General features: G+C 72.2%; 7 protein-coding genes. 3 read left to right on the top strand and 4 right to left on the bottom strand.

Features of this window, described 5'->3' with window-relative positions:
- Nucleotides 1-37: 37 nt before the first annotated feature.
- Nucleotides 38-1,093 carry an ABC transporter substrate-binding protein gene (locus FRZ03_RS02415; RefSeq protein WP_146463502.1) on the top strand — a complete coding sequence of 352 codons (1,056 nt, stop codon included), beginning with the start codon at nt 38-40 and terminating at the stop codon, nt 1,091-1,093.
- A gap of 45 nt (nt 1,094-1,138) precedes the next feature.
- Here FRZ03_RS02415 and FRZ03_RS02410 read toward each other — a convergent pair whose 3' ends face one another.
- From FRZ03_RS02410 to FRZ03_RS02400, 3 genes are all read right to left on the bottom strand, one after another.
- On the bottom strand, nt 1,139-2,785 hold the full coding sequence (locus tag FRZ03_RS02410) for an ATP-binding protein (protein ID WP_186785224.1): 1,647 nt from the start codon (nt 2,783-2,785) through the stop codon (nt 1,139-1,141).
- Nucleotides 2,786-2,819: 34 nt separating this feature from the next.
- A complete protein-coding gene (locus FRZ03_RS02405; protein ID WP_146463501.1) occupies nt 2,820-3,761 on the bottom strand; it encodes a sucrase ferredoxin in 942 nt (313 codons plus the stop codon).
- A 94-nt stretch (nt 3,762-3,855) separates the two neighbouring features.
- A complete protein-coding gene (locus FRZ03_RS02400) occupies nt 3,856-5,118 on the bottom strand; it encodes a citrate synthase (RefSeq protein ID WP_186785223.1) in 1,263 nt (420 codons plus the stop codon).
- 123 nt (nt 5,119-5,241) lie between these two features.
- Here FRZ03_RS02400 and FRZ03_RS02395 point away from each other — a divergent pair, with 123 nt between their 5' ends.
- Entirely contained in the window at nt 5,242-6,405 is a 1,164-nt protein-coding gene (locus FRZ03_RS02395; protein WP_146463499.1) for a citrate synthase/methylcitrate synthase, read from the top strand.
- A gap of 127 nt (nt 6,406-6,532) precedes the next feature.
- Nucleotides 6,533-7,618 (top strand): CobW family GTP-binding protein, encoded by a 1,086-nt coding sequence (locus FRZ03_RS02390; RefSeq protein ID WP_398659548.1) that lies wholly within the window; start codon nt 6,533-6,535, stop codon nt 7,616-7,618.
- Between the two features lie 144 nt (nt 7,619-7,762).
- Here FRZ03_RS02390 and FRZ03_RS02385 read toward each other — a convergent pair whose 3' ends face one another.
- Nucleotides 7,763-10,222 (bottom strand): DNA gyrase/topoisomerase IV subunit A, encoded by a 2,460-nt coding sequence (locus FRZ03_RS02385; RefSeq protein ID WP_146463497.1) that lies wholly within the window; start codon nt 10,220-10,222, stop codon nt 7,763-7,765.
- Between the last annotated feature and the right edge of the window lie 142 nt (nt 10,223-10,364).

The following is a 10,364-nucleotide window of genomic DNA, read 5'->3' as shown; positions in this document are numbered from 1 at the left end:
CTCCCCGCACCGCCCACTCACAAGGACGTGAACCGCCATGCGCAAGACCGCCCGACACGCCTGCCTGGCCGCCGCCGGCCTGCTCGCCCTCACCTCGCTCACCGCCTGCGCCAACGACGCGGCCGGTTCCTCGGCCGGCTCCGGCAGCGGGGGCGGCGGCAAGGGCGAGACCGTCAAGATCATGGTCGGCGGCCTGGACAAGGTCATCTACATGCCCGCGGTGCTCACCCAGCGCCTCGGCTACTTCCAGGACGAGGGCCTGAACGTCCAGCTCATGACCGAACCCGCCGGTGTCCAGGCCGAGACCGCGCTCGTCGCCGGCCAGGTGCAGGGCGCGGTCGGCTTCTACGACCACACCCTCGACCTCCAGACCAAGGGCAAGTCGGTCGAGTCCGTCGTCCAGTTCTCGCGCGCGCCGGGCGAGGTGGAGGTCGTCTCCGCCAAGGCCGCGGGCGACCTCACCTCGCCCAAGGACTTCAAGGGCCGCAAGCTGGGCGTGACCGGGCTCGGCTCCTCGACCGACTTCCTCACCAAGTACCTGGCGGTCAAGAACGGTGTGAGCGTGAGCGAGTTCACCCCGGTCGCCGTGGGCGCCGGCCCGACGTTCATAGCGGCCCTCCAGAAGGGCTCGATCGACGGCGGCATGACCACCGACCCGACCGTGGCGACGATCCTGGACAAGAAGGCGGGCAAGATCCTGCTCGACATGCGCACCCCCGAGGGGTCGCAGCAGGCGCTGGGCGGGCCCTACCCGTCGTCAAGTCTGTACATGCAGACGGACTGGGTGAACGGGCACAAGGACACCGTCCAGAAGTTGGTCAACGCATTCGTCAAGACGCTCAAGTGGATGTCCACCCACAGCGCCGACGAGATCGCCGCCAAGATGCCCGCCGACTACTCCCAGGGCGACAAGGCGCTCTACACCCAGTCCATCAAGAGCACCCTGCCCATGTTCACCGACGACGGAGTGATGCCGCAGAACGGGCCCGAGACCGTGGAGAAGGTGCTCAAGGCGTTCAACCCCAACATCAAGAACGCGAACGTCGACCTGAGCAAGACGTACACCACGGAGTTCGTCAAGGCGGTCAAATAAGCACGACGGTCCGTCAACCCCGCACGGCCGGCGACCGACTCCCGGTCAGTTGTTGCTCGCCGTGCGCTCGGGTTCCAGCTCCGGCTCGCTCAGCGCCTCCGGCAGCACCACCGTGAACTCCGCGCCGCCCCCGCCGGCCGTGCCCACGGTCGCGCTGCCGCCCTGGCGCTCGGCGAGCCGGCGCACCAGCGACAGCCCGATGCCCCGCTTGCCGTGCGCGGGCGGCCGCTTGGTCGACCACCCCTCGGTGAACACCAACTCCCGCTGGTCCGGCGGAATCCCGGGCCCGGTGTCGCGCACCCGGAGCACCACCGTACGGCCGTCGGTGCGCAACTCGACCTCCACGCGCGCGTGCGGGGTGCCCGCCACCGCGTCCAGGGCGTTGTCCACCAGGTTGCCGACGACGGTGACCAGCCCCCGCGGATCGACCAGCCGGTCCGGGAGCCGGCTGCGTTCCGACACCCACAGGGCCACCCCGCGCTCGGCCGCCACGGTCGCCTTGCCGACCAGCAGCGCGGCCAGCAGAGGATCGTGGATCTTCTCGGTGATCTGTTCGGCGGTGACCCGGTGGTCCCCGACCACCTCGCCGACGAACTCCACCGCGTCGTCGTACATCTCCAGTTCCAGCAGCCCGAGCAGGGTGTGCATGCGGTTGGCGTGCTCGTGGTCCTGGGCGCGCAGGGCGTCGATCAGCCCGCGCGTGGAGTCCAGTTCGCGCCCCAGCTGCTCCAGTTCGGTGCGGTCGCGCAGGGTGGCGACCGCGCCGCCGTCGTCGGTGGGCATCCGGTTGGCGACCAGCACTCGCCGGCCGCGCACCGTCAGCAGATCGGTGCCGGTCACCCGGCCGACGAGCACATCGGTCGTCCGGCCCGCGCCGAGCGCCTCGTCGGGAGTGCGGCCCACCGCCTCGTCGCCGATGCCCAGCAGTCGCCGCGCCTCGTCGTTGAGCAGGCGGATCCGGCCGCCGCGGTCCAGCGCGACCACGCCCTCCCGGATGCCGTGCAGCATCGCCTCCCGTTCGGCGAGCAGCGCCGAGATATCGGAGAAGGCCAAGTCACGGGTCTGCCGTTGCACTCTGCGGGAGATCAGCCAGGCGGCCAGCGCACCCACCGCGAGGGCGCCCCCGGCGTAGGCGAGCAGTCCGGGGATGGCGCTGATCAGCCGGGCGCGGACGCTGTCGTAGGCGATGCCGACCGAGACCGCCCCGATGACGTGGTGATCGGCGTCGTACAGTGGCACCTTGCCGCGTGCCGAGCGCCCCAGGGTGCCTCGGTCGATCTCCATCACCTCCTTGCCCTCCAGGGCGCCGGAGGGGCTTGTCGAGACCTCGTGACCGATCTGCGAGGTGGTCGGGTGCGACCAGCGCACCCAGTGCCGGTCCAGCACCACGATGTACTCGGCGTGGGTGGCCCGCCGGATCCGCTCGGCCTCCTGCTGCACCGGCCCGTCCGCGGTCGGCGGGGTGCTCAGCAGTCCCTGGGCGATCTGCGGGTCCTGGGCGGTGGTCTCGGCGATGGCCAGCGCGCGCCGCATCGCCTCGTTGTCCAACTGTTTGCTCAGCGGCGCGAGGAACAGGCCGGTCGCGAGCACCGCGACTCCCGCGGCGAGTGTGACCTGCATCAGCAGCACCTGCGAGAACACCCGCCGTGGCATACCGAGACGCAGACGGCGTGCGGGGGGAGTGTGGCTCATGGGAGGACAGTACGGGCTCGGCCCGGTGGGTGGTTCAGCTCGCCAGCGCCGTCGGCCGCAGTTCGCGCACCGCCACCACGTTCATCCGCGCCGGTGTGCCGAGCACCGCGGCGCCGCAGCTCTCCGGGCGCGGCGGCAGCGACGCCCCGCGCGCCACGGTGACCCGCCAGCGGCGTCCGTCGGCATGGGCGACGGTGACCTCCCAGCGCGGCGCCGCGCCGGCGGTGCGTACGACCCCCAGTACGCCCGCCCGGTGCTCGCCCGCCACCGAACGCACCGCCAGTTCGGCCGCCTGGCCCGGCCGTTCGAAGGCGGAGCAGCCGCGGCACCCGTCGACGGCCACCCGGCCCTCGCGGACCCCGTCCAGGGCCGCCTTGACGGTGGCGGCCCCGGCGCGCCCGTAGACGTAGCCGTACGGCAGGACGAGCACCGTCGGCGCGAAGCGATGTCCACCCAGATGGGTGACCTCCCAGACCCCGCTTTCCCCAGCTGCGGCCAGTTCGGCGGCGAGGGGGCGGCCCTGGAGGGCGCAGCAGCGGTCGCGCTTGCCGTTGGTGCACACGAGCGCGAGCGGATCGCCGGTGTGCGGACGCCCGCCGAGCGCGGCGGCGAAGGAACGGTGGTCGCCCGCGCCGAGGGCCGGCAGGTCCAGGTCGAGCAGCCGGCGCGGATCGCGGGTGGCGGCGCCGTGCAGCCACCCCCGGCCCGGCACGGTGTGGGCGGCGTACACCTGCCGGATCTCGCCGGTGCCGGGGTCGGCGTGGCGGCCGGGGCGCCGGATGAGGGCGACGCGTACGCCGGTGCCCTCGACGGCGGCCTCCAGGGCCCGGCCCACCGCGGGGTCCAGATGGCTCGAAGTGAGCGCTTTGGCGCCCCACGGGCCGGGCTGTTCCAGCAGCAGCCATGTCGTCGCCGTGGCCGCCGTTGCCGAAAGGGGCTCGTCGAGGCTTCGGGAGACGGTCGCGCACCTACTCACAGAGGTGAGCCTAACCTGACTTGCGGCAGGGCGACTTCCGGCCGTGCCGTGTCGTGTCCCACGGCGGGCGCGGGACCGTCCGGGAAGGCCCGGGCTACCGCGCCTCCGGGAAGGGCTGGGGCGGGCGCGGACCGACGTAGTGGCCCACGGGGCGCATGCGCAGCGGGCGCTCGCCGTACTCCTCCAGGGCGTGCGCGATCCAGCCCGCCGTGCGGGCCACGGCGAAGATCGTCTCGCCCGCGGTGGCCGGCATGCCGAAGGAGGCGGTGAACACCGCGAGCGCCAGGTCGACATTGGCGTGCAGCGGGGTGTGCCGGGCGGTGGTGGCGACGATGTCACGGGCCGCGAGCAGTGCCGACTCCGCGCGGGGGAGCCGTTCCAGCAGGCCGAACAGGACCCGGGCCCGGGGGTCCTCGCCGGTGTACAGACGGTGGCCGAGACCGGGGATGCGGCGGCCGGCGCGCAGTTCGTCGGCGATCACCGGGGCGGCGGTGCCCAGTTCGAGCACGTCCAGCAGCATCCGGTGGGCCAGGCCGCTGCTGGCGCCGTGCAGCGGGCCCTCCAGGACGCCGAGGCCGGCCGAGACGGCCGCGTACGCGTGCGCGCGGGCCGAGGCGGCCACCCGGACCGCCAGCGTGGAGGCGGCCAGGTCGTGGTCGGCGAGCAGGGCGAGCGCGGCGTCCAGCACGCGCAGGGCGTCCTCGTCGGCCGGGAGACCGGTCAGCCGTGCCCACAGGCGGTGGGCGAGCGGTACGTCGTCCCCGGGATCGCGCAGGGCCGGCGGCAGCGCGGCCACCATGGTGGGGATGAGCACGCGCGCCGTGTTCAGCACGGCGTCCCCGGACAGGTCGAAGCGCAGCGGGTCCTCGGCCGCCGCGGCGATCGTCGCGACCCGCAGCCGGTCGGTGGGGGAGGTGTGCTCGGGCAGCGCCCGGACGGCCCGGCGGGCGACGCGCAGGGTCTCCTCCGGCGCGGTGAAGGCCGTACCGGGGGCGAGCCGGCCGGTCCACAGCCACTCCGCGACCTCCTCGTAGGAGTGGCGGGCGGCCAGTTCGGTGGCGTCGACGCCCCGGTAGTAGTACCGGTCCGCCTCGATCAGCGTGATCCGGGTGCGTACCGAGAGGTCACCGCCCGAGCCCGGGACCCCGGCGCTCTCGCGGCGGTTGCGCCGGGCCAGCTCCTCCACCTCGCGCGCCTCGAAGGTGCTGGCGCGGCCGCCGGGCTCGCGCCTGCTGCTCAGCAGGCCGCGGCTCACATACGCGTAGACCGTCTCGGGTTTCACGCCGAGCAGTTCGGCGGTCTCCTTGGTGGTCAGCCTTCGCCCGGGGCGGTTGGGGGCGGGTTCGTGATCGCGCATGGGGCTCACCGTAGCGGCCTCTTCACGCATTGATCGCCATCTCGACCTAACATTGATTCAATCAATATTGACAGAGTAATCGTCAAGCATGGACAGTCGGATCAAGTCCAGTGGAGGAGAGACATGGCCATCAACAGGACCGCGACGCCCCTCGTCGACGTGCCGCGAGGACTCGCGGGCGTCGTCGTCACCGAGACGGAGATCGGCGACGTCCGGGGGCGCGAGGGCTTCTACCACTACCGGCAGTACTCGGCCGTCGACCTGGCGCGCACCCGCCGCTTCGAGGACGTCTGGCACCTCCTCGTGCGCGGGACGCTGCCCGGCGCCGAGGACGGCGCCGCCTTCGCCGCCGAGACGGCGGCGCTGCGCCGGCTGCCCGAGGAGGTCCGGGCCGCCCTGCCCGCGATCGCCGCCGCGAGCCACCGCTCCGGCCCGCTGGCCGGTCTGCGCACGGCGCTGTCCCTGCTGGGCGCCGCCCGCGGCTTCGGACCGCTGTACGACCTGGACGCCGAGCGGCGCCGCGCCGACACGCTGGCCGCCTGCGCGGCCGTGCCCACCCTGCTCACCGCCCTGTACCGGCTGGGCCGGGGGCTCGGCCCGGTGGAGCCGCGCGACGACCTGTCGTACGCGGCCAACTACCTCTACATGCTGACCGGTTCGGAACCCGACGCGCGGCGGGCCCGTGCGGTCGAGCAATACTTGATCTCCACCATTGACCACGGATTCAATGCGTCAACGTTCACCGCTCGGGTCATCGCCTCCACCGGCGCCGACGTCGCGGCCTGCCTCACCGGCGCCGTCGGCGCGCTGTCCGGCCCGCTGCACGGAGGCGCGCCCAGCCGGGCCCTGGACACCCTGGACGCGATCGGCACCCCGGAGCGGATCGACCCCTGGATCCGGGAACGGGTGCTGGCCGGCGACCGGATCATGGGCTTCGGACACGCGGTCTACCGCACCGAGGACCCCCGCTCGCGCATGCTCCGGGAGATCGCCCTCGGCTTCGGCGGCCCCCGGGTGGACTTCGCCGTGGAGGTCGAACGCCGGGTCGAGGCCATCCTCGCCGAGCTGAAGCCGGGCCGCGAACTCCACACCAACGTCGAGTTCTACGCCGGGGTGGTCATGGAACTGTGCGGCCTGCCCCGGGAGATGTTCACCCCCACCTTCGCGGCCGCACGGGTCGTGGGCTGGAGCGCCAACCTCCTGGAACAGGCGGCCGACCCGAAGATCATCCGCCCGGTGGCCCGCTACGTCGGTCCCGAGCCGCCGGTCGCGGTGCCCGCCGCCTAGTGCCGTGCCGGGCGTCGCGAGCCGGTGAACCTTTCTGGTCGCCGCACTAGACAAGCCACCCCCGGGAACCCTTTTATCCTGGTCCGCAGCCGGTTCACAGGAGAGAGGTCGCCCCTTGGGGAACAGCTTGGTGCACAGTCCGGACGGCAGCCGTCGTCCCCAGCAGATCCCGGTCGTCGTACTGGCCGGCTTCCTCGGCTCGGGGAAGACCACGCTCCTCAACCACCTGCTGCACCACAGCGCGGGCAGCAGGATCGGGGCGATCGTCAACGACTTCGGCGCCATCGAGATCGACGCACTGGCCGTCGCCGGCGCCCTCGGCGACTCGACCGTCTCCCTCGGCAACGGCTGTCTGTGCTGTGCCGTGGACGCCAGTGAACTCGACGTCTACCTGGACCGGCTCGCCGCGCCCGCCGCCGGCATCGACGTGATCGTCATCGAGGCCAGCGGACTCGCCGAACCGCAGGAACTGGTGCGCATGGTGCTCGCCAGCGAGCACCCCGGCATCGTCTACGGCGGTCTGGTCGAGGTCGTGGACGCGGCCGAGTTCGACGACACGCGCGCCCGGCACCCCGAGATCGACCGACACCTCGCCCTCGCCGACCTGGTGGTCGTCAACAAGCTCGACCGGGCCGCCGACCCCGAACAGGTGCTCGCGCTGGTGCGCTCCCTGACCGACCGGGCCGCCCTCGCCCCGGCCACGTACGGCCGGGTCGACCCCGAGTTCCTCTTCGACTGCCGGCCGAGCGAGGAGCGCATCGGCCAGCTGTCCTTCGACGATCTGCACGACCACGGCGCGCACGAGCACACCGGGCACCTGCACACCGGCTACGACAGCCTGTCCTTCACCTCCGATGCCCCGATGGACCCGCGCCGGCTGATGCGCTTCCTGGACAGCAGGCCCGAGGGGCTGTACCGGATCAAGGGCCATGTCGACTTCGGCCCGTGCGACCCCCGAAACCGGTACTCCGTGCACGCCGTCGGCCGGTTCCTGCGCTTCTACCCCGAGCCCTGGCCGGCCGCCGAGCCCCGCCGCACCCAGCTGGTGCTGATCGGCTCCGGCATCGACACCGAGGCGCTCGGCAAGGAACTGCGGGGCTGCGAGAGCGACGCCCCGCACGCCGACGAGCACGGCATGTGGGGCGTCCTGCGCTATGTCCAGGGCTCCGAGGAGGAACCGGACCCGGACCCGGAGACCTACGGCGGCCAGTAGGGGCTGAGGTCCGGTCAACGGGGGGCCGCGCCGCGCCGCCTCGCATCCGCACGCACCAGCCCCGGCTCGGCCCGGGCGCGAGGCACCGCCGGCCCGAGCCGACCTGATCGGGAAGCAAGGCCCTGGCCGACCGGGCCGCGACGGTCAGAACACCGGGCCCGCGACCACCGAGACCGTCTTCGGCAGCGAGGTGCCCGAGCCGTCCCGGCGCGGGTCCGGCTCCGGCAGCTCCGCGGGGCTGCCGTTCTTCTGCGCCGCGCGCGCGGGCGTCGGGCCCGCCCAGGCCAGCGCCAGGCAGTCCTCGCCCTTGAGGAACCGCTGGCAGCGCACCCCGCCGGTGGCCCGGCCCTTGCGCGGGTACTGGTCGAACGGGGTGAGCTTGGCCGTCGTCTGCACCGAGTCGTCCAGCGTGCCGCGCGAGCCCGCCACCGTGAACACCACCGCGTCGACGGCCGGGTCGACGGCCGTGAACGAGATCACCCGCACGCCCTCGGCGAGCTTGATGCCCGCCATACCGCCCGCCGGGCGGCCCTGCGGACGCACGATGGAGGCCTGGAAGCGCAGCAGCTGCGCGTCGTCCGTGATGAAGACCAGGTCCTCCTCGCCGGTGCGCAGCTCCACCGCGCCGACGATCCGGTCGCCCTCCTTCAGCGTGATGACCTCCAACTCCTCCTTGTTGGACGGGTAGTCGGGCACCACACGCTTGACCACGCCCTGCTCGGTGCCGAGCGCGAGGCCCGGGGACGACTCGTCCAGCGTGGTCAGGCACACCACCGTCTCGTCGTCCTCCAGGGAGACGAACTCGGCGAGCGGCGCGCCCCCGGAGAGGTTCGGCGCGGCCGCGGTGTCCGGCAGCTGCGGCAGATCGACCACGTTGATCCGCAGCAGCCGTCCCGCCGAGGTCACCGCCCCGATCTCACCGCGCGCGGTCGCCGGCACCGCCGAGACGATCACATCGTGCTTGACCCGCTTGGCGCCCGCCTGCTCCGGGAACGGCTCGGCCGTCGCCGTCCGCGCCAGCAGACCCGTGGACGACAGCAGCACCCGGCACGGGTCGTCGGCCACCTGGAGCGGCACGGCCACCGCGGAGGCACCCGCCGACTCCAGCAGCACCGTACGGCGGTCGGTGCCGAACTTCTTGGCCACGGCGGCCAGTTCGGCGGAGACCAGCTTGCGCAGCTCCGCGTCGGACTCCAGGATCCGGGTCAGCTCCGCGATCTCCTCGGTGAGCTTGTCCTTCTCCGCCTCCAGCTCGATGCGGTCGTACTTGGTGAGCCGGCGCAGCGGCGTGTCGAGGATGTACTGCGTCTGCACCTCGCTCAGCGAGAAGCGGCCCATCAGGCGCTCCTTGGCCTGCGCGGAGTTGTCGCTGGACCGGATCAGCCGGATGACCTCGTCGATGTCGACCAGGGCGGTCAGCAGTCCCTCGACCAGGTGCAGCCGGTCGCTCTTCTTGTTGCGCCGGAACTCGCTGCGGCGGCGCACCACGTCGAAGCGGTGGTCGAGGTAGACCTCCAGCAGCTCCTTCAGGCCGAGGGTGAGCGGCTGGCCGTCCACCAGGGCCACGTTGTTGATGCCGAAGGACTCCTCCATCGGCGTCAGCTTGTAGAGCTGCTCCAGGATGGCCTCGGGCACGAAGCCGTTCTTGATCTCGATGACCAGGCGCAGTCCGTGCTCGCGGTCGGTGAGGTCCTTGACGTCCGCGATGCCCTGGATCTTCTTCGCGTTGACCAGGTCCTTGATCTTCGCGATGACCTTCTCCGGGCCGACCGCGAACGGCAGTTCGGTGATCACCAGGCCCTTGCGGCGGGCGGTCACCGGTTCGACCGAGACCGTCGCGCGCATCTTGAAGGTGCCGCGTCCGGTCGCGTACGCGTCGCGGATGCCGTCCAGGCCGACGATCCGGCCGCCGGTGGGCAGATCGGGGCCCGGGACGTGCTTCATCAGCGCGTCCAGGTCCGCGTTCGGGTGCCTGATCAGATGGCGGGCGGCGGCGACGACCTCGCGCAGATTGTGCGGCGGCATGTTCGTGGCCATGCCGACCGCGATGCCCGAGGAGCCGTTGACCAGCAGGTTCGGGAAGGCGGCGGGCAGCGCCACCGGCTCCTGCTCCTGGCCGTCGTAGTTCGGCGCGAAGTCGACCGTGTCCTCGTCGATCGACTCGGTCATCAGGCTCGTCGCCTCGGCCATCCGGCACTCGGTGTACCGCATGGCGGCCGGCGGGTCGTCGTTGCCCAGCGAGCCGAAGTTGCCGTGGCCGTCGACCAGCGGCAGGCGCATGGAGAAGGGCTGGGCCATGCGCACCAGGGCGTCGTAGATCGACGCGTCGCCGTGCGGGTGCAGCTTGCCCATGACCTCGCCGACGACACGGGCGCACTTGACGTAGCCGCGTTCGGGGCGCAGGCCCATCTCGTTCATCTGGTAGACGATCCGGCGGTGCACCGGTTTGAGACCGTCACGGGCGTCCGGCAGGGCGCGCGAGTAGATCACCGAGTACGCGTACTCGAGGTAGGAGCCACGCATCTCGTCCACGACGTCGATGTCGAGGATCTTCTCCTCGTACGAATCGTCGGGCGGCGGGGTCTTCGTGCTGCGGCGGGCCATCGCTGCCGGCTCCTCCTGATCTGGTCGCTCGCCTTCGGGGCGCGCACCCTTCGGCTCGCTCTTGCTGAAGCGGTTGACGGATCTGTCGCGGACCATTGTGGACCGGGGCACTGACAAGCCGGGCCGCGACAGATCCGTCAAC

Source organism: Streptomyces misionensis (assembly GCF_007896895.1).
GTDB classification, from domain to species: Bacteria; Actinomycetota; Actinomycetes; order Streptomycetales; family Streptomycetaceae; genus Streptomyces; species Streptomyces misionensis_A.
The sequence above is the reverse complement of the archived record's forward strand: the minus strand, read 5'-3'. Positions and strand labels throughout refer to the sequence as shown.

What these genes read in the sequence shown, in the direction of transcription:
- FRZ03_RS02415 (WP_146463502.1), top strand. Translation starts at nt 38, where the DNA reads ATGCGCAAGACCGCCCGACACGCCTGCCTGGCCGCCGCCGGCCTGCTC.
- FRZ03_RS02410 (WP_186785224.1), bottom strand. Translation starts at nt 2,785, where the DNA reads ATGAGCCACACTCCCCCCGCACGCCGTCTGCGTCTCGGTATGCCACGG.
- FRZ03_RS02400 (WP_186785223.1), bottom strand. Translation starts at nt 5,118, where the DNA reads ATGCGCGATCACGAACCCGCCCCCAACCGCCCCGGGCGAAGGCTGACC.
- FRZ03_RS02395 (WP_146463499.1), top strand. Translation starts at nt 5,242, where the DNA reads ATGGCCATCAACAGGACCGCGACGCCCCTCGTCGACGTGCCGCGAGGA.
- FRZ03_RS02385 (WP_146463497.1), bottom strand. Translation starts at nt 10,222, where the DNA reads ATGGCCCGCCGCAGCACGAAGACCCCGCCGCCCGACGATTCGTACGAG.